This is a genomic window from Thermodesulfovibrionales bacterium (genome assembly GCA_026417875.1).
GTDB lineage: Bacteria > Nitrospirota > Thermodesulfovibrionia > Thermodesulfovibrionales > CALJEL01 > CALJEL01.
This window is the reverse complement of record JAOACK010000001.1, coordinates 1-19717: the sequence shown is the minus strand read 5'-3', so window position 1 is coordinate 19717 and position 19717 is coordinate 1. Positions and strand designations below refer to the sequence as shown.

At 40.0% G+C, this 19717-nt stretch carries 23 protein-coding genes and 1 riboswitch; of the genes, 15 read left to right on the top strand and 8 right to left on the bottom strand.

The annotated features are described in order from the left end of the window. Positions 1–59 precede the first annotated feature (59 nt). The 6 genes from N2257_00115 to N2257_00090 form a co-directional block, all read right to left on the bottom strand. Positions 60–419: a hypothetical protein gene (locus tag N2257_00115; protein ID MCX7792799.1), complete on the bottom strand. Its 360-nt coding sequence runs from the start codon at positions 417–419 to the stop codon at positions 60–62. A gap of 415 nt (positions 420–834) precedes the next feature. After that, positions 835–1200, bottom strand: coding sequence for a cyclophilin-like fold protein (locus tag N2257_00110; protein MCX7792798.1), 366 nt, complete (start codon positions 1198–1200; stop codon positions 835–837). A gap of 314 nt (positions 1201–1514) precedes the next feature. Then, positions 1515–1916 carry a HEAT repeat domain-containing protein gene (locus N2257_00105; GenBank protein ID MCX7792797.1) on the bottom strand — a complete coding sequence of 134 codons (402 nt, stop codon included), beginning with the start codon at positions 1914–1916 and terminating at the stop codon, positions 1515–1517. Further along, a complete protein-coding gene (locus N2257_00100; GenBank protein ID MCX7792796.1) occupies positions 1913–2197 on the bottom strand; it encodes a hypothetical protein in 285 nt (94 codons plus the stop codon). Before N2257_00100 ends, N2257_00105 begins: the two co-directional genes overlap by 4 nt. Positions 2198–2374: 177 nt before the next feature. After that, positions 2375–2800: a universal stress protein gene (locus tag N2257_00095; protein MCX7792795.1), complete on the bottom strand. Its 426-nt coding sequence runs from the start codon at positions 2798–2800 to the stop codon at positions 2375–2377. A gap of 25 nt (positions 2801–2825) precedes the next feature. Next, entirely contained in the window at positions 2826–3968 is a 1143-nt protein-coding gene (locus tag N2257_00090) for a cation:proton antiporter (protein MCX7792794.1), read from the bottom strand. Positions 3969–4083: 115 nt separating this feature from the next. Next, positions 4084–4153: riboswitch (Fluoride riboswitch) on the bottom strand. A gap of 258 nt (positions 4154–4411) precedes the next feature. Here N2257_00090 and N2257_00085 point away from each other — a divergent pair. Genes N2257_00085 through N2257_00055 form a run of 7 tightly spaced genes read left to right on the top strand, consistent with a single transcriptional unit; the run spans position 4412 to position 10968 of the window. Further along, positions 4412–5557 carry an alanine--glyoxylate aminotransferase family protein gene (locus tag N2257_00085; GenBank protein MCX7792793.1) on the top strand — a complete coding sequence of 382 codons (1146 nt, stop codon included), beginning with the start codon at positions 4412–4414 and terminating at the stop codon, positions 5555–5557. Then, entirely contained in the window at positions 5558–7141 is a 1584-nt protein-coding gene (gene serA / locus N2257_00080; GenBank protein MCX7792792.1) for a phosphoglycerate dehydrogenase, read from the top strand. A gap of 29 nt (positions 7142–7170) precedes the next feature. Beyond that, on the top strand, positions 7171–8454 hold the full coding sequence (locus tag N2257_00075; protein ID MCX7792791.1) for an adenylosuccinate synthase: 1284 nt from the start codon (positions 7171–7173) through the stop codon (positions 8452–8454). Beyond that, on the top strand, positions 8454–8921 hold the full coding sequence (locus N2257_00070; GenBank protein ID MCX7792790.1) for a PilZ domain-containing protein: 468 nt from the start codon (positions 8454–8456) through the stop codon (positions 8919–8921). The genes N2257_00075 and N2257_00070 overlap by 1 nt, the downstream gene beginning before the upstream one ends. Further along, the gene (locus N2257_00065) at positions 8894–9649 is read left to right on the top strand and encodes a ComF family protein (protein MCX7792789.1); all 756 of its coding nucleotides are present in this window, start codon (positions 8894–8896) and stop codon (positions 9647–9649) included. The genes N2257_00070 and N2257_00065 overlap by 28 nt, the downstream gene beginning before the upstream one ends. A gap of 4 nt (positions 9650–9653) precedes the next feature. Then, the gene (locus N2257_00060; protein MCX7792788.1) at positions 9654–10325 is read left to right on the top strand and encodes a histidinol phosphate phosphatase domain-containing protein; all 672 of its coding nucleotides are present in this window, start codon (positions 9654–9656) and stop codon (positions 10323–10325) included. Then, positions 10309–10968: a tetratricopeptide repeat protein gene (locus N2257_00055; protein ID MCX7792787.1), complete on the top strand. Its 660-nt coding sequence runs from the start codon at positions 10309–10311 to the stop codon at positions 10966–10968. The genes N2257_00060 and N2257_00055 overlap by 17 nt, the downstream gene beginning before the upstream one ends. Here N2257_00055 and N2257_00050 read toward each other — a convergent pair. Continuing rightward, complete coding sequence (locus tag N2257_00050) at positions 10965–11348, bottom strand: helix-turn-helix domain-containing protein (GenBank protein MCX7792786.1); 384 nt, start codon at positions 11346–11348, stop codon at positions 10965–10967. The two genes, N2257_00055 and N2257_00050, sit on opposite strands and share 4 nt — an antisense overlap. Positions 11349–11411: 63 nt before the next feature. Here N2257_00050 and N2257_00045 point away from each other — a divergent pair, with 63 nt between their 5' ends. Continuing rightward, positions 11412–11777, top strand: a complete 366-nt coding sequence (locus tag N2257_00045; GenBank protein ID MCX7792785.1) for a response regulator — start codon at positions 11412–11414, stop codon at positions 11775–11777. Here N2257_00045 and N2257_00040 read toward each other — a convergent pair. Continuing rightward, positions 11769–13016, bottom strand: coding sequence for a transglycosylase SLT domain-containing protein (locus N2257_00040; GenBank protein ID MCX7792784.1), 1248 nt, complete (start codon positions 13014–13016; stop codon positions 11769–11771). The two genes, N2257_00045 and N2257_00040, sit on opposite strands and share 9 nt — an antisense overlap. Before the next feature lie 287 nt (positions 13017–13303). Between N2257_00040 and trpS the strand changes: the two genes are divergently transcribed. From trpS to N2257_00005, 7 genes are all read left to right on the top strand, one after another. After that, complete coding sequence (gene trpS / locus N2257_00035; protein MCX7792783.1) at positions 13304–14290, top strand: tryptophan--tRNA ligase; 987 nt, start codon at positions 13304–13306, stop codon at positions 14288–14290. After that, on the top strand, positions 14287–15090 hold the full coding sequence (locus tag N2257_00030; protein ID MCX7792782.1) for a 1,4-dihydroxy-6-naphthoate synthase: 804 nt from the start codon (positions 14287–14289) through the stop codon (positions 15088–15090). The genes trpS and N2257_00030 overlap by 4 nt, the downstream gene beginning before the upstream one ends. Next, positions 15087–16052, top strand: a complete 966-nt coding sequence (locus tag N2257_00025; protein MCX7792781.1) for a GDP-mannose 4,6-dehydratase — start codon at positions 15087–15089, stop codon at positions 16050–16052. The genes N2257_00030 and N2257_00025 overlap by 4 nt, the downstream gene beginning before the upstream one ends. Before the next feature lie 652 nt (positions 16053–16704). Next, a complete protein-coding gene (mraZ, locus tag N2257_00020; protein ID MCX7792780.1) occupies positions 16705–17157 on the top strand; it encodes a division/cell wall cluster transcriptional repressor MraZ in 453 nt (150 codons plus the stop codon). Further along, complete coding sequence (gene rsmH / locus N2257_00015) at positions 17154–18107, top strand: 16S rRNA (cytosine(1402)-N(4))-methyltransferase RsmH (GenBank protein MCX7792779.1); 954 nt, start codon at positions 17154–17156, stop codon at positions 18105–18107. Before mraZ ends, rsmH begins: the two co-directional genes overlap by 4 nt. Beyond that, the gene (locus N2257_00010) at positions 18104–18457 is read left to right on the top strand and encodes a hypothetical protein (protein MCX7792778.1); all 354 of its coding nucleotides are present in this window, start codon (positions 18104–18106) and stop codon (positions 18455–18457) included. The genes rsmH and N2257_00010 overlap by 4 nt, the downstream gene beginning before the upstream one ends. Continuing rightward, the coding region (locus tag N2257_00005; GenBank protein ID MCX7792777.1) for a penicillin-binding protein 2 at positions 18457–19717 on the top strand (1261 nt) is incomplete at its 3' end. The genes N2257_00010 and N2257_00005, both read left to right, overlap by 1 nt.

Here is a 19717-nt window from a genome sequence, read left to right as displayed (position 1 = left end):
GAGAATACTCCTAATACGATGCCTGAGTAGATTTTTAAATGCAAGCTTAATAAAGGACATTATCTTATCTCAACACCCTCTGCGATTATCAGAAAGCCATTTTCACTCTTCTGAACAATACCTCTGACCCGTGCCTTTTTACCAGTCCTTGGTGGAATAGAAAAGCCCTTTACAGAAAGATCTATAAATATCTGACCTGTACCATCATGCAGAAAGAACCAGCAGCCATTTGACATGCACTGCGTTACTATTATACCTTCTAGATTAACGACCTTTCCCTGAAGGGATGGATTAAGCATTACATCCTTTATTCTTACAGTCTGGACATCCTCTTTAATTTCCACACCGTATTTTTCTGCTTTACAGCCTGCTACGAGCAGAGCAATATACAGAAGCAATCCTGCTGTTAATACCTTCATGAGACACTCCTTTTTTATAAAATTTTAATTAAAAAATATGAAGAAATTATGAATACTCTAATTTGCCGAATAGAAAAAGGGCAGGCACGCCTTAAAGTCTTTACAGAGCGACAGAATTTATTATTCACTTGATAATAGCCTTATTCACCATGAAGGTGAGTTTTGTGATGTGGTTAATAAAGGCCATATGTTTTCTGGGTATTCAGTATAAGGTGTAGCAGAAGGGGTCTCCAAAAAATCTTTGATTTTTTGGGCCATGGTATTGCCTTTTCGGCACAGCTGCCTTTTAATTGTAAGACTATCATAGATTTCTATCGGCAGATTAGGGGAATATTAAATCTGAAGACTTTGTCTTTTACCGATCTGCTGTTTAAAAAGAGCCTGATAGATTATTCGCAGTGATAAAGAAGGCATATCAGGCAGGTACAATCCTTATCTTACTGGCACCTTTTGCATTTTTTAAGGCTTTCGGATCTGAAAGAAGTCTTCCAACTATGTTTACATCACTTGCAGGCACAGGGTCATCACCTGTGCTTAGAGGTGTTGGTCCAAAGAATATGGCAATAGCCCTTCCCGGAGGCCAGTAACCAATATCACCTGCTTTTACAGAAGTAGTGGCAGTCTCATCAAGCTCCATAGCGAGGGGAATGGGGAAATAGAACTCATCACCCCATTCGTGTATATGTGATTCTAACGGAAGGGTGTTGTAGATCGATCTTGCGCAGTCTGTATCAAAAAGCTCTGCCTCAAGCACAAGGTCATTTATTAATACTTTGATCATAAAAGGCATCTTTAATAATCCCTCTGTCTATTTACCTTTTCTCAATAAAGTAAGTATAGCATCAAGCTCCATCGTTTTTTAATTCTCTTTCCAATCCATAATCCGGTGTCAAGATTACTCTCCTCATGAGGATTTTCCCTTTGCCCTTAAACTGGAGAGAGTTATCATCTCTTAATAAGATAACCTTTAAGAAACTTCTCTTGCAATCCCCTCCAGAATCCTCTTCTCTAAATAGTTAGGGACCTCATGGACAGGTGAAATCGCCATAAAAATAATATGTAAAGGAAGAGACGGTAAAGCAAATGGGAAATTTTCTAAAACATTCTTTTAGATAGCAAGTTTTTTCGGTCTTTCATAATCAACTCCTCTGCCTTTTTCTTTACCAGGCGTGTTTCCGAGTTAAGACAATCTTTTATAAAGGCTATTGCTTTCTCTGTGTGTATACCATAAAGTGCCTGAAGAATATCCCTCTTTAAGAAGGGATCATCTGTTAGCCCAAAGAGTTCTATGAGAGGTTTTACGGCCTTTATGCTCTTTAATCTTCCCAGTATCCAGACAGCCCTCTGGACTGTCTCTCTTTCACGGTGCCTCAGGGCATTTATAAGTTTATCTTCAAAGCCCTTTTTTTCATGCTCGGTTATGTCAGCACTGCAGTACGGACAGACCCTGTGCTTTTCTTCGATCTCCTTCCAGCAACTGGGGCAGAAGAAGGTCACGACAGGACCTCTTTCTTTATCACCTCAAGCCTTCCTTCTAAATCCTTAATTTTATCAGCCATCTCCATCAGTATAGCCTTTCTATTTTCAACCTCTTCTTCGCCTTTCTGCCTTTCAGCCATCCCCTTTTTTATTGCTGTTTCTATCCCTTCAATAGTCGCCTCTATTCTCTGTATCATCTCCAAGCGAAAGTTAAGTTTGCTTCTGTCAAGCCTCTCTGCAAAGTCGTATCTTATTCTTCCAGACTGTATGTCTATAACCTGGTGAAGATATTCCTTCATCTTCTTTAGGATTATACTTCCTCCAAATTTGAGTATTTTTGTACTGGAGATGATTCTGATAATTTAACTATTTCAGCCATTGACAGTCGCCTCTTTAATAACCCTAAGTCTATATTTTGAGCAGTAGTTTTATTAATGAATATTTATCAGTTAACTGTTGCACTCTGCTCTTTTTCACTATTTGACTATTGTCACTGTGCATGGTGCATAGGTTGCCACCCTTTTCGATACCGAGCCGAGAAGCCAGTTCTCTATCTTTGACTTACCCCTCTGACCAAGGACAATCATATCACATTTATTCTCCCTCGCATACCGCACTATCTGGTCTGCTGGATGCCCCACGACAACCTCTGTTTTTATCTCAAGATTCTTCTCCTTTGCCTTATCCCTTAAGTTCCTGAATAACTCTTCATAATGCTGCCTTGCACTGTCAATTATGGCATCCATCTCAACAATGTCTGCTGGTTCAGGTGGCTGGGCAACAGAGAGTACTATTATCTCCGGCGCAGCACCAGGGCAGAGCTTTGAGAGCTCAAGGCTGAATTCAAAGGCCTGATAGGACTGAGGTGAACCATCAAAGGCAACAAGTATTTTTTTTAACATGGCTTCCTCCTTCACATTTTCACTTCTATTCCTCCCGCTTTTTCGGCAATAGATAATGGGGTATAAAGAAGGTATTTGCTATCAATGTGGGTATAACTGCACTTCCTATTATTGCGGCAATAAGAAGGGAATACTGTTGCTGGTCAATTATCCCGTGGGTGAATCCAAAAAGGGCAGAGATTGAACCAAAGGTAAGGCCTGTTGACATCAGAAGGGTTGTGAACATTCCTTCCTTCTGGGCATATCTGAATGCCTTTGTAATAGGATATACGCCAAGGAACTTTGTTATCATCTTGGACATAAAAAGGATAAGAAGCATAAGGGGTGCAGCCATTATTGATGCAATGGATACAAAAGAGCCTGCCCTTATAAAGTAAAAGGGTGTAAGAAGTCCGAATGTCATTGTCCTCAGTCTTCTTATGAGGCCATGGTCCCTGCCAACAGTGCCGGCAAGTATCATGCCGATTATGTAGGCTGGAAGCACGGCCTCACTCTCAGACCACACAGCAATTGCACCAAGACCAAAGAGCACAAGCAGAAGATACTTAGCCTCTATCTCTGAAGGTCTTCCACCAAATCTATGGAAAAATCTAGGAGTGATATGAGGAAGAAGGATAAAGACGGTCAGGCTTACAATTACAAATACAGCAGTCTTCACCGTAAATGGTGAGAATATAAGACCAAGGGCAAGGACTGTTCCGAGGTCATTGATAAAACAGGCTGCAAGTATGACCTTTCCGAATTCTGTCTTATTCAGGCCTAGCTCGAGCATCACTGCATATACAACTGCAACAGATGTGGTTGATAGGGCTACTCCTGTAAGCCAGCTTGCCTTTACAGTCCATCCAAGGAGATAATAGGCGAAGGCAGTGCAGCCAAGAAAGGGAGCAAAGAAGGCCACAAGACCTATCACCGTTGCCTCCTTCCATTTCACTCTGAAGACATCAGGATCAATCTCTGCACCTGCGAGAAAAGTAAGTATTATTGCTCCAGCACCTGCAAGGAATTTTATCCATGGTTCATTTGCGTTGAGGCTCAGACCAAGTGCACCTGTAACAAGAAGCTGGGCCAGTGTTCCAACCATTATCTCAGATAAAGCAGTAGCAATCCTCAGCCAGGCACTTAGAAGCGCTGCGATGAGGGCAAGCCCTATCCAGAGTGATGCCAATGTCCAGACCTCATACATAAGTTCATACCTCTGCTCAATGCGTGATGATTTATATGTAATGAGTTTTTATTTCTCAAGCCTCAACAGGCAAATAAAAAACTCCTGCCCTCGTATATTGAGAGTAGGAGTTATCAGCCCTTGAAACTCAGGGGCGGTTAAAGGCGCACTCCATCGCCTTTTTAATATTACTCCCTGGACCTGCTACTGTCAAATAAAATTTTTTTATTAGATCATTCGTCTTAAGTGATATGCTGTAACCACTTGTTTTTCAGTAATAAGCTTAAAACATGTGTTTTTAATCACACATTCTGGTTGAGTAAAGCTATCCCGGACTAAACCAGAACGGAAATATTGTTCTTCTGAGAGAAACCAGTACTTACCTTCTTTACAGTTTTTACAATTCTAATTTATAATAAAACCTAAAAAAGAGAAAGGAGGAAAAAATGCCTATTAAGAAGTATCTTCTTGCACCAGGTCCAACACCTGTTCCACCAGAGGTATTACTGAAAATGGCAATGCCCATAATACATCACAGGGCACCTGATTTTATTCCTGTTCTGGATGAGGCAAAAAACGGTCTCAAATGGATTTTCCAGACAAAGAATGATGTCCTTATCCTGTGTTCAACAGGTACCGGCGGGATGGTAGGTGCTGTTAATAATTTCTTTAATCCTGGAGATAAAGTTATAGTTGTAAATGGTGGCAAATTTGGTGAAAGGTGGACAAAGATCTGTCAGGCCTACGGACTGAATGTTCATGAGATAATGGTCGAATGGGGTTATTCTGTTAAGCCGGAGCAGGTTGAAGAAGCACTGAAAAAGGTTCCCGATGCAAAAGGGCTCTTTATACAATCCTGTGAGACCTCTACAGGTGTTTATCATGATATAGAGGGTATTGCCAGGGTTCTTAAAAATTATCCAGAGGTTCTTTTTATAGTGGATTCTATTAGTGCCCTGGTTGCCCATGATATAAAAACTGATGAACTGGGAATAGATGTCCATGTAGCAGGCTCTCAGAAAGGTCTCATGCTTCCTCCAGGTCTTGCATTTGTAAGTGTATCTGAAAAGGCATGGAAGAGGGCAGAGTCTTCAAAGATGCCAAGATTTTATTTTAATTTTAAGAAAGAAAGAGAAAATCTGCAGAAGAACCAGACAAATTTTACTTCAGCCGTTACCCTTATAATAGGTCTCAACGAAAGCCTGAGACTTCTTAAACAGGAGGGTCTTGAGAATGTCTTTAAAAGGCATGCAAGACTTGCTCATGCAACAAGAAAGGCTATGGAGGCTATAGGTCTTAAACTCTTTGCAAAGGATTCTCCAAGTAATTCAGTCACAGCAATAGAGGCACCGCCTGGTTTAGATGGCCAGGCAATATATAAAAATCTGAGAGAAAAATATGGTATTACAGGTGCTGGTGGTCAGGATAAGCTGAAGGGTAAGATATTCAGGATAGCTCATCTTGGATACGCCGATACCTTTGATGTTATTACTGCAGTAAGCGGTGTTGAGATGGTTCTTAAATCTATGGGATATAATATAAAGCTCGGCACAGGTGTCGGTGTTGCTGAAGAAATTTTAATGGAGGAGTAGATGAAGGTTCTCATAAGTGATGACCTTTCAAAACAGGGGATAGAGATACTTAAGAATGCAGGGCTTGAGGTTGATGTCCGTTCAGGCATGAAGCCAGAGGAACTCAAGGCTGTTATCAAGGAATATGATGGTCTGATTATAAGGTCTGCTACAAAGGTTACTGCAGATATTATAGAGGCAGCTACTAAACTCAAGGTAATCGGAAGGGCAGGCTCAGGTCTTGACAATGTAGATAAGACTGCAGCTACAAAAAAGGGTATTGTTGTAATGAATACTCCGGGAGGAAATACCATCACAACAGCTGAACATACTATTGCACTTCTATTTGCTGTAGCAAGGCAGATACCCCAGGCAGATTCTTCAATGAAGGCAGGTAAATGGGAAAAGAAGAAATTCATGGGTGTGGAGCTTTATAAAAAGACCATAGGTGTAATTGGAATAGGAAATATTGGTTCCCAGGTTGCCAGGCGCTGTCTCTGTCTTGGTATGAATGTAATTGCCTATGATCCCTTCCTCAGTGATGAGAAGGCGGCAGAGCTTGGTGTTAAAAAGGTTGATTTATCCGAGCTTTTCAGGAATTCTGATTTTATAACTATTCACACACCCCTTACATCTGAGACAAAGAATCTGATTAATAAAAACACAATAGCTATGATGAAGGATGGTGTGAGAATTATAAACTGTGCCAGGGGTGGTATAGTAAATGAGAAAGACCTGCTCGAGGCACTTGAGACCGGTAAGGTTGCAGGAGCAGCACTTGATGTTTTTGAGGAGGAGCCAACACCTCCAGACCATCCCCTTGTAAAACATCCAAATGTTGTCTGTACACCCCATCTTGGAGCTGCAACAATTGAGGCACAGGAGAATGTAGCAATTGCAATAGCTGAGCAGGTAGTCGATTATCTTGTTCATGGCGTAATAAGACATGCAGTTAACTTTCCATCTATACCTCCTGATCAGGTGCCCATACTACAGCCCTATATAGATCTTGCTGAAAGGATAGGGCTCTTTGCATCCCATCTATTTGAGGGCGGAATAACAGAGGTTACTGTGGAATACAGGGGTGAGGCTGCAGCTATAAATACAGCACCTGTTACAATTGCTGCCATAAAGGGTCTTCTAACACCTCTTCTTCAGGAGACGGTTAATTTTGTTAATGCACCTATAATTGCAAAAGAAAGGGGTATTGATGTAAAAGAGACAAAGGCAAAAGAGGCAGGTGATTACAGTACCCTTCTATCCCTCAGGGTGAAATCTCCCCAGAAAGAGCTCCTTATTTCGGGCACTCTATTCAGCAGGAAATCTCCAAGGATAGTTCATATTGACCGCTTCCCTGTAGAGATAGTGCCAGAAGGAATAATGCTTCTGATGTACAATTACGACAGGCCAGGTGTTATCGGCAACATAGGTACGGTTCTCGGAAGGAATAATATCAATATTGGAAGAATGCATTTTGGAAGAGAGACTGCGGGAGGTCTTGCCATATCAGTTGTAAATATTGATTCAGAGGTCTCTGATGCCATCCTTGATGAGATTAAGAGACTACCAAATATAATCTCCGTAAAATTGCTCAGACTGCCCTGAGCAAATACTGAATTCTGAGGTTAAATGCAATGTCTGTTGTTGTGGTGGTTGGTACGCAGTGGGGTGATGAGGGAAAAGGAAAGATAGTTGATGTCCTTTCTGAAGAGGCTGAGCTTATAGTCAGATACCAGGGTGGTCACAATGCGGGCCATACAGTTGTTATAAATAATGAAAAATTCATCCTTCACCTGATACCTTCTGGAATCCTTCATAAGGACAAGTTGTGCATCATTGGAAATGGAGTCGTTATTGCACCCGATGCCCTTCTTAATGAGATAGATGGTTTAAGAAAAAGAGGCATTAAGGTAGAGGATAATCTCCTGATAAGCAAGAATGCCCATCTTATAATGCCCTATCATGTGCTTCTTGACACAGAGGCTGAGAGGACCACAAAGGTAAAGATAGGGACAACAGGAAGAGGAATCGGACCTGCCTATACACATAAGGCTCAGAGAATAGGTATAAGGGTCGTGGATCTTCTTGAACCTGATATATTCAGAGAAAAACTTGAGAGGAATCTTGAAGAGGTAAACTTTATACTGAAAGAAAGATATGGATTAAAGCCCCTTGATGGTGAAAGGATTTATGATGAATATATGGAATATGCACGGAAAATCTATCTCCATATCTCGGACACTGAGATTGTTATAGACAGTGCCATAAAGAATGAGAAAAAAGTCCTTCTTGAAGGAGCACAGGGAACCCTTCTTGATGTTGACCACGGAACCTATCCATTTGTTACATCAAGCAACCCTGTTGCTGGTGGTGCCTGTGTTGGAGCTGGAATTGGTCCTACAAAGATAACCTCTGTTTTGGGAGTTGTAAAGGCCTATACTACAAGGGTTGGAGAGGGACCTTTCCCAACAGAACTAAAGGATGAGATCGGAGAATTATTAAGGACAAAGGGTGGTGAGTTTGGTGCAACAACAGGCAGACCAAGAAGGACCGGATGGCTTGATACAGTGGTTCTCAGGCATTCAATGAGGGTTAACGGAATAACAGGCCTTGTGCTTACAAAACTTGACATCCTTGATGAACTTGATACAATAAAGATATGCACGGCTTATAAATACGAAGGAAAGGTATACGAGGAGATGCCAAAGGAGTTTAAGATATTTTCCAGAGCCGAACCAGTTTATATAGAGATGAAAGGCTGGAAGGAAAAGACAACAGGTATCAGGGAATACTCCAGATTACCTCAGGGTGCAAAATCTTATATAAAAAAAATAGAGGAGCTCCTTGGAGCTCCGGTACTTCTCATCTCCACAGGCCAGAGGAGAGATGAACTTATAAGGATGGGTTCTGTTTTTTAATGTCAAAGAGAGCGGCAAAGAGATATGTAAGGAGGCTTGAGGCTGAGTTTGAGGGTGGTGGTTTCAGCGGAAGAGGGCTTACAAGTGATGTATCAAGAAAGGGTTTATTTATAAGAACGCAGAACGCACTTGCGCCCGGAACTTCAGTTATAGTGAGACTTCACCTTTCTGATGGAAAGATATCTGTTGTTAAAGGAGTGGTCAGAAGAGCCATAAAGGTGCCAATTTATGCCTCTGAGATAAAGAACGGGATGGGTATAGAAATTTTAGAAATGGATGATGCCTTCAGGACTCTTCTCAATGATCTAGAAGACGAGGGATATTTAGGAGAAAGAAAAGAAGCAGCGCTGGAAGATTTCCGTATCATTATATGTCCTTCCTGCGGGATCAAGAATAAAGTACCAGCAGATAAGGTTTCGCTTGGTCCGAGATGTGGAAAATGCAAGGCCTATCTTATGGCAAATTGATTCTTGACAGTATCATAAAGGGCCTTTTCCCTTCTATCTGTCCTCTTTGTGATAGTGAATCTTCAAATAAGTTCTATCCCTTCTGTATTGACTGCTGGAACGGGGTTGAGCCTTTTATAGGAAATAGATGCAATGTCTGCTCGATTCCTCTTCCGCAGGGCTCCTCAATTTGTGGTGACTGTATAAAAAATAGGCCTTATTTTAAGAATTCTTTTGTCTATGGATTATTTGATGGAGTACTAAGACAAGCAATAGCCCATCTAAAATATTCGGGCATAAGAAAGCTGGCAAAACCACTCTCTGAATTATTACTGGAACTTTCCCTTCCAGAGTCTGACTTAATAGTGCCTGTTCCTCCTGACAGTCAGAGATTAAAGACCCGGGGATTCAATCATACATCACTGATAGCAAAGGAGATTTCCAGGAGACTTTCTTTGCCTCTTGAAATTAATGGTCTTATAAAGATAAAGTCAACGCCTCAGCAGATCGGTCTTAAAAGAGAGGAGAGATTGAAGAATCTAAGAAGGGCCTTCAGAGCACTAAAGAACTTTTCAGGAAAAAGGATTCTTCTCATCGATGATGTAATCACAACAGGGACAACTGCATCAGAATGTGCAAGGGCATTACTTAAGGCTGGTGCTCAAGAGGTTCATCTTTTAGCTATTGCAAGGAGTGCAGTAGATTATATACATAATATTGACTTTTCAATACCTGAAAGGTTAACTTAACAGCATGATAGATCTACATACTCACAGTGTGTTCAGTGATGGCGAGCTCATACCTGCCGAGCTGGTAAGAAGGGCTGAACATCTGGGATATGAAGCTCTTGCCATTACTGACCATGTTGACCACTCAAATATTGATATAGTTGTTCCGAGACTACTTGAGGTTGTAAAAAAGTTAAGCGATCGAGTTTCCGTAGATGTGCTGGCAGGAGCTGAAATTACACATGTGCCGCCTTCATTGATTCCACCGCTGGTGAAAGAGCTAAGGTCAATGGGCGCAATGATAGTACTCGTTCACGGTGAGACTCTTGTTGAACCTGTATATGAAGGTACAAACAGAGCTGCCATTGAGGCAGAGGTTGACATACTCGCACATCCCGGTATAATGAGTAGAGAGGATTTATTGTTTGCAAAGGAAAAGGGTATATACCTGGAGATAACCTCGAGGAAGGGTCATAGCCTTTCAAACGGCTATATAGCAAGGGAGGCACAGAGATTCGGTATTCCTCTGGTTATTAATACAGATGCTCATGCACCATCTGATTTAATAACAAGGGATATGGCAATAAGAGTACTCTTAGGAGCAGGGATTGAGGAGACAAGGATAAATTCTATTTTTTTAAATTCCAGGCAGATTGTAGAAAAGGCATTGAGGAGGCATTATGCCAAAGCCCATTAAGAAAAAAATTGTTAAAAAGTCTGAGCCAGAGGAAGAAATCGCATCAGGTTTAAAAAAATTCAGGGAAAGGCTTAAAGATAAGGTTACTGACCTTAGAAAGATATTGATAATAAGCTTTACATTGATTCTTCTGGTGGCTGCTTTTCTTTTATATACCTTTTATTCAAGTTCAAGGGCATCAAGGCTTTTTTACGAAGGGTACAGGATTTTTTTTATACAGACAGGAGTTTCTCCTCAGGATTATAAAAAGGCTATTGAGCTACTCAGAAAATCCTACGAAGCAAGACCTGATCCAGTCACACTTCTTTACATCATTGATGCTTATTACAGAACCGGTGCTTTTGATGAGGCGCTGAAACAACTTCAGGAATTTAAAAACAAATACGGCGACAATAAGTATCTTATGCCACTATGTTATCAGAGGATGGCCATGGTCTATAAGAAGAAAGGACACCATGAGGAGGCCTTAAGGGTCTATGATGAGCTTTACAAAAATGGTTCCACCTTCAAAGACCTTGCCCTTTATGAATCTGCAAGGATTCTTACAGAGCTTAAAAGAAATGATGAGGCAAAAAACAGGATAGAGCAGTTAAAAAAGGAATTTCCCCAATCACCCTATCTAACAGTGTTAAAGAATATCTAGTCCTTTATCGCCTCTAATATTGTAAATATCGCCTTTCTTTTATTTCTGTCCTTTATATTCCTGAAGTGTTCAATAAGTTTTATTTCCTCTTCTGAAAGTACACCATATGGTGACTCTTCTTCAGAAAGTACTTCTTTTTCTGATGGAAAAAATTTATGTACAGGTATTCCCAGTGCCTCTGATATAGCGATGAGTCTTTCAGCGGTAATGCTGTTTTTGCCTGACTCATATTTCTGTATTTGCTGATAGGATACACCTATCTTTTCAGCAAGTGCCATCTGGGAAAGGCCCTTTTGCTGCCTGTACTTTTTTATCAGCCTTCCTATGAGATTTCGCTGATTTTTCACCCTCAGTCTGAAGATTATGTGAACTGCTCTCATTAAGTCCATCAATCCAGAGTTGTATCTATTGACTTTATACAACTTTTAGTTGTATAAGATATTATGTCCTCTGAGGTTAGAGAGCGTATACTTTTAGTGGAAAATGATGATGGTATACTCATGCTCTTGAAGGATTTTCTTAGCCTTTCAGGATACAGTGTAAGGACCGCTCAGGACGGCCTCTCTGGCCTGAGGTTTCTGGAAAAAGAGCCTTTTGATATATTGATTACTGACTGTGATATGCCAGGACTCAATGGCATTGAATTAACAGCCCACTGTCGCAAAATTAATCCTTCTGTATTTATTATAGGCATAAGCGCAAGGCATAATAAGGAATATTTTCTTAAAGCTGGTGCTGACCTTTTCATACCCAAGCCATTCAGTCTCTCCGAGATACTTGATGCAATTAAAAGAGCAAGTTCAGGCTGAAGGATTCTTTTTTCTATAAGTTCTTCTCTTTTTCTTAAGGTCATCAGGATCGGGTTTGAATCCCTCTGGTGGAATTTTTATTTCTCTCTCCGGTTTGAGGTCAGAACCCTTTATCTCTGGATTTAGGGCATATATGACAGATTCCTGTATTCCGTATCTCTTTGCAATCTTTGATACTGTTTCTCCTTTTCTAACCCTGTGGATTCTGTATGAATATCTCTTTTCCTTCGGAATTTTCTCAAGGTTTTGAAGAAATATTTCCTTCTTCTCAGCCGGTATTCTTATTATGTAGGTGGGCTGATCGGGTGGAGTGCACCACCTTTTTAGCTCAGGATTAAGCAGCCTTATAGTCTGAAGATCGGTCTCCGCAGCCTTAGCTATTATCTCAAGGTCTACAGGCGATTCTATCTCGACCTCTGTGAATTCCACCGGCTCATGATAATCAATGTCTTCAAAACCATATTTTTCAGGTTCAAGAGCAATAAGGCTGGCTGCAATGAACTTCGGTACATATTCCCTTGTTTCCCTTCTTAGATAAGTCTTTTTCTGAAGAAGGGTCCAGTGGTCTTCTGTTCTGGTTTTTCTTAATGCCCTCATTACCTTACCTTCACCAGCATTATAGGCAGCCATTGCAAGATGCCAGGAATTAAACATATCATAGAGGTCTTTTAAATACCTTGCTGCTGCTTCTGTTGATTTTATGGGGTCTCGTCTTTCATCTATCCACCAGTTTATTGTTAGGCCATATTTTCTCGCTGTAGATGCTATGAACTGCCATGGTCCTACAGCCCTTGCCCTTGAGTAGGCATTAGTGTTAAAACCACTTTCAATAAGGGGTAAAAAGACCAGTTCCTTCGGAAGACCATTCTGAACAAGTATCTCTTTCATAATGTCAATATACATACCAGCCCTGGACAGCCAGATGGCAAATCTATCCCTCAGTCTAGTAGTGAAGGTATTTATATGGCGTTCAACAGCCCTTATGGCGAGATTATTTGAGTCATAATCATGTATCAGGGTTTTCAGGTCGTAAAATTCCTCATCAAGGGGCTTTCTTTCAACTTTATCCTTTTGATCAGGCACTATTAAGGGGTCCTTTATTTTACTTACCAAATTATTTTCTGTGGAAGATTGATCTGTCTCTATGGGAGATTCCTGAGCAGGAAGGTCTTTGACACTAAATATAAATAAAGCCAAAAGGAAAGCAAAAAGATAATTACTCAAAATTTTTAAAAACATAATAATCCTCCAGGGTAAAAACTCTTATTATTCTTAAGCAAAAAACATGCTCAGAATATAGAATATTTTTATCTTAAAATTCAATCACTTATATTTAAAAGAACACAAAAAAAAGCCAAAAACTGTCATATTATATCAAAAAATGTCAAAAAATCTCGCAGAGGAGCAAAATTGGTAAATTTTGCTCTATGAGCAAGGCAGCATAAAATTATTATTAATCCTCCAAGGTATCAACAAATTCAGAAACTTTTGCCTCCCTCTCAGGGTTTAGTTTATAATAATTGACTATGGAAAGGGTTTTAAGCGGAATGCAGCCAAGCGGAAGACTTCATATCGGAAATCTTGTGGGAGCGCTCAGAAACTGGGTGAAACTTCAAGACAGGTATGAGTGTTTTTATTTTGTGGCAGACTGGCATGCCCTCACATCAAATTACCAGAATCCTTCTGTTATAAAGGAGTTCACAGATGACCTTATTATAAACTGGCTTTCAACAGGTATAGATCCTGAAAGGTCTGTTATTTTTATCCAGTCAAAGATCCTTGAACATGCAGAACTTCATTTGCTTCTAAGCATGATCACACCTCTTGGGTGGCTTGAGAGGGTTCCCACTTATAAGGAAAAAAAAGAAGAGATAAAGGACAGGGACCTAGATACCTATGGCTTTCTAGGTTATCCAGTGCTTCAGGCGGCAGATATACTTATATACAGAGCAAGGTATGTTCCTGTTGGGATAGACCAGATTCCCCACCTCGAGATAACAAGGGAGATAGCAAGAAGGTTCAATTTTCTTTATACCAAAGAGGTCTTTCCTGAACCAGAACCCCTTCTTACTGAGTTTCCGAAGGTTCCTGGTACAGATGGAAGAAAGATGTCGAAGAGTTATGGAAATGCCATATACCTTTCTGATCCGCCTGATGTAGTAAGGCAGAAGATAATGACCATGATTACAGATCCTGCTAGAAAAAGGCGATATGACCCAGGTAATCCTGAGCTTTCACCAGTATTTCAGCTCCATAAGATTTTCTCCACAAAGGAAGAGCAGGAAGAAGTTGCAAAGGGATGCAGAACTGCAGGGATTGGCTGTATTGAATGCAAACACGTACTTCTTAAGAATCTATTCCTTATGCTTGAGCCAATATGGGAAAAGAGGAAGTATTACTCAGAAAGACCCGAACTCCTCAGAGATATAGCTGAAGAGGGTTCAAAAAAGGCAAGGCTCATTGCCCAGGAGACCATGAAAATTGTAAGGGAAACAATGGGGATAAATCAGTGAAACTTACCATTGGCTTTTCTTCCTGCCCCAATGATACTCTTATATTCTATGGCCTTGTGAATAAAAAAATAGAAAGCGATATTATTTTTAAAGAATTCATTGAAGATGTTGAGACCTTAAATGAAAGGGCTATTTCTGGAGACCTTGACGTAACAAAGGTATCTGTTGCAGCCTACCTTAAAGTTAAGGATAAATATGAACTTCTTAATTCCGGTGCTGCAATAGGAAGGGGATGCGGACCACTTATTGTTACAAAAGAGCTGAGCTCAATAAGAGAGCTTCAGGGATCAGAAATAGCAATACCAGGAAGACTCACAACAGCAAATCTGCTCTTCAAGGCATATGTTAAAAAAAATTACGGTTCTTTCTCCTTTATACCGAAATTCATGACCTTTGATAAAATTATTCCCTCTGTCTGCAGGGGTGATGTAAAGGCAGGCATCATAATCCATGAGTCAAGATTCACCTATGAAAAAGCAGGTCTTATGTCGCTTATAGACCTCGGTGAGTGGTGGGAGAAGGATACGGGCCTTCCCATTCCTCTTGGATGTCTCATAGCTAAAAAATCTCTTGGCAAGGATTTAATTAAAAAGATAGATTCCCTGATTCATAACTCAGTTATTTATGGTCTTGAACATCTCAAAGAGGTACTTCCTTACATTAAAAGTCACAGTCAGGAACTCTCAGAGGATGTGATAATGAAGCATATAAGACTTTATGTGAATGACTTTACCATTGACATGGGTTCTCATGGAAGAGAGGCCATAGAAAGACTCAAGAATATGGAGGAGGTTTTATGAAGCATTATCTTGTTACTGGTGCAGCAGGGTTCATAGGCTGGAAGGTCTCTGAACTTCTCCTTCAAAGGGGCAATAGAGTTACAGGAATAGACAATCTCAATGACTATTATGATCCATCCCTTAAGAGATGGAGGATAAAGGTACTTAGAGAATTTAAGAATTTTAAATTTCATAAGATGGATGTCGCCAAATTTGGCTCATTAAAGAGACTTATTAAATCGAATAAATTTGATGCCATCCTTCATCTTGCAGCACGGGCAGGGGTCAGGGCATCCCTTGAAGATCCATGGATATATCTTGATACAAACACAAAAGGAACTCTGAACCTCCTTGAATGTGCAAGAGAGTATGGAATTAAAAAATTCCTGCTTGCCTCTACATCAAGCCTTTACAGTTTTGCGAGGATGCCCTTTAAAGAGGATGCCATTACAGACAGTCCACTTTCACCCTATGGAGCAACAAAAAAGGCAGCAGAGCTTCTCGGCTACACCTATCATTATCTTTACGGAATTGATGTGATAATTCCGAGATATTTCACTGTCTATGGACCGGCAGGGAGACCTGATATGAGCTATTTTAAATTCATAAAAAACATCTACAATGAAAGACCAGTAACTGTTTACGGTGATGGCAAACAGCAGAGAGACTTCACATATATTGATGACATTGCAGAGGGAACAATCAGATGTCTTGATGTAGAGGGTTATGAGATATTCAATCTTGGTAGTGACAGGCCGGTTGAATTGCTTTATCTTATAAGATTGATAGAAGAAGGTCTCGGTAAGAAGGCACTGATAGAATGGAAGCCCGTACATCCAGCAGATATGAAGGCAACATGGGCAGATATTACCAGGGCAAAGGAACTCCTTGGGTGGTCACCTGAGGTTTCCATTGAAGAAGGAATAGACAGGACCATAAAGTGGTTTATGGAGAATAAGAGGTTTTTAAAAGTTAAAAGATAAATTAGCTGAATAACAGCCAGTTCATAATTTGGAAAATTATTTAAAGTTAAAACTATTGACAGCAATGCTTTAACTGAATTTAAAAAAATTTCCTTCCTTTATAATTGAGAGGAGATTTTATTACAATCGTTCAGGTAAGCATATTAAAACCCTGGAAAAAGCCTTTATTAAAGAAACAAAAAATTATTCCCTCCACTGCAGTCCAGCAAATAGAGGCCGATTTTTATTATGACATTAAATTTTTATTTTTAGCATTGATTTTTCAAAAATAAGTTCGTTACTTTCTCGGCATTTAACCTAGGTGCGGCTATAAACGCCAATAATAATGGAAGGAAGCTAATAACTCACCATTAACAGAGCTGTTTTTAGCTCAAAAGGCAGTGGTGATGTAACAAAATTACTTTTTATTTTACGGTCAGGATAAATTTTTGAAAAATAGGAAGTCTTGTTTCTGGTATTGAAAATCATGGAAAGCAAATCTATGAGATAAAAGAGTCTTTATAAAAGGTTAAGAAAATTTACTATATATAGTATTCCAGCCTTTTAAAACCTCTATATATTGAACTTTATTAATTATCTTCATTTTTCTCTTGACAAGGCTTATGATTTTTATTATATTTGTGGTAATATGTGGTAAAAAGTGGAAAAAAATATGGCAAGTTTTTCAGGAAAATTTTATTACACCATTGATGAGAAGGGCAGGTTAATGATTCCTGCTTCCTTCAGAGAAATTATATCTTCTAATTACGGACCCCGGCTTTATTTAACAAATGCACCATTTGATAGATGTCTTAATCTCTATCCTCAGGAGGAATGGCAGAGGCTTCTTGAAAAGGTAAGGAACCTTCCAAGAAGTTATGAGGAGGTAAGATTTTTTATGAGGAGAGTCATCGCCTCTGCGGTTGAATGTGAGCTTGACAAACAGGGAAGGCTCCTTATCCCAGCTCCTTACAGAGAAGACGCTGGAATAGATGGCGAGGTTGTTGTGGTAGGCGTGGTTGACAGGATTGAGATATGGTCAAGACCAGAATGGGATAAGGTTGTTGATCCATCAAAGATAAATATCCAGAGTGCCATTGAGAGACTGGCAGGTCTTGGAATATGATCAAATCTATTATTGCTGTAAAAAAAGAGAATAGCCATGCAGTAAAAAATGGAGGTAAATTGACCTTCCATCAGGAATTTAAGTATCACAGACCTGTACTCCTTGATGAAGTTCTTGCTATGCTTGCTCCCCAAAAAGGTGGTGTATTCCTTGATGCGACAGTTGGTACCGGTGGGCATGCCATGGCTATACTTGAAAAACTTCAGGGTGAGGGTCTTCTTATATGTGCAGACAGGGATGAAGATGCCCTGAGGATTTCTATGGAGAGGTTGAAGGCAAAAAATGTTGTATTTGTTAAATCAAGATTTTCTGAACTGTCGAAGAAGATTGAGGCACTGGGAATCAACGGAATTGATGGAGCACTCTTTGATCTCGGTGTTTCTCTTTATCAATTAAAGAGCGGTGAAAGGGGTTTTGGCTTTTCCTCAGATTCAAGGCTTGATATGAGGATGGACAGGTCAGGTGGAATAACAGCATGGGATGTTGTTAATACCTATCCGGAGGAAAGACTAATGAGGATCATAAAAGAATACGGAGAGGAGCCGGTGGCTGCAAGGATTGTGAGAGCAATAATAAGAAAGAGAAAGGACTCTCCAATAAATACACCTAAGGAGCTTGCAGAATTGATTGAAAAGACACTTGGAAAAAGAGGAAGGATTCATCCAGCAACAAGGACTTTCCAGGCAATAAGGATAGAGGTTAATGATGAGCTCAATGAGATAAGAAAAGGTCTTGCCTCTATTTTCGAATTCCTAAATAGAGGAGGTAGAATCTGTGTTATATCCTATCATTCCCTTGAAGACAGGATTGTGAAGCATACTATGAAAGAATGGGTGAAAAGAGAAATGGCAGAACTGTTAACAAAAAAGCCGGTCACTCCTTCATCTGAAGAATTAAGACTTAATCCGTCGTCAAGGAGTGCAAAACTAAGGGGGGCAAAGAGACTGTGATTTATTCAAAGACGAGGAATGTGTTAAAATGGTATGAATGGATTCTACTGATTGCTATTATTATAGGTGGTCTTTTTACTGTAATATGGTTAAGATCAGCCATAACGGCACTCGAATACAATATAGCGAAACTAGAAGAGACAAAAATTGAACTCCTCAGTGTAAGGAAAGAACTCCTTGCAGAGCGTGCGACTCTCTCTTCAGTAAAAAGAATAGAAACCATTGCATCCAGCCGTGGTCTTACTATCCCTGATAGGCGGTATATACACTTTAAAAAGCGGAATGAATCAGTAGAGGTGGTGACAGTTTCGGGTACACTAAGACTGGATGAATTATTATTCAATAAATAATGACAAGAAGGGCTGTAATATTAAATACAGTTATCATTGGAGCCTTCGCTGTCATAATGCTAAGGCTCTTTGATTTAATGATTATTAATCATGGAAGATTAAAGATAAGGGCAGAGGTTCAACATTATAAAAAGGAGAAAAAGGAGGTTGTAAGAGGGCTTATCCTTGACAGAAGGGGAAGGGAGCTTGCTGTGAATATTGATGCAGAATCTGTATTCCTGAGACCTCATGAGATAGAGTCTCCTGAAAAATGCACTATGGTTCTTTCAAGATTTCTGGATAAAAGACCAGATTTAATAAGAGCAAAGTTAACTTCTCAACAGAGATTTTTGTGGATAGAAAGGGGTGTAGATCCCGAAAAAACCGAAAAATTAAAAAAACTTAATCTGAAAGGAATAGGTTTTATCAGAGAACCAAAGAGATATTATCCAAAGAAGGAGCTTGCATCCCATGTAATAGGCTTTGTGAATATTGACCAGAAAGGTTTAGAAGGGATTGAGCTCATGTATGATTCTCAGCTCAGGTCCATTTTAACGAGGGCATCCCTTCTAAGAGATGCAAATGGTAGGTATCTTTCAGAGGGTCTTGAGGAACCAAAAGGTAATAATATTGTCCTTACAATAGATGAAGGACTTCAGTATATTTCAGAAAAATCCCTTGAAAAGGCACTTTCAGCTTGGAAGGCAAAATGGGGAGTTATCATCATGATGGATCCTTTTACAGGCGAGATATTCTCAATGGCTGTGAGACCTTCCTATGACCCTAATAATTTCAGCAAATATGAACCTGCAGCAAGAAGAAATAGGGCAATAACTGACAGCTATGAGCCTGGCTCTACCTTCAAACTCGTAACAGCTGCTGCTGCCCTTGAAGAGGGAATTTTAACTCCTGATACAAAAATAGATTGTCAGGGAGGAAAAATAAGGATAGGCTCTAAAGTTATTGAGGATGTCCATCCTGCAGGTTTTCTCACCTTTAAAGAGGTATTAGAAAAATCATCCAATGTGGGTATAATAAAAATTGCCCAGAAAATTGGAGCTGAAAAGCTTTATCATTATGCAAGACTCTTTGGCTTTGGTTCAAAAACAGGTATAGATATCCCGGGTGAGGCTTCGGGAAGTCTGAGACCTCCTGATAAATGGTCAGTACAGTCAATGGGTGCAATACCTATAGGTTATGAGGTTGCTACTACACCTCTTCAGATCCTCAGGGCATATGCTGCTGTGGCAAATGGTGGATGGCTTGTAAGACCCCATATTG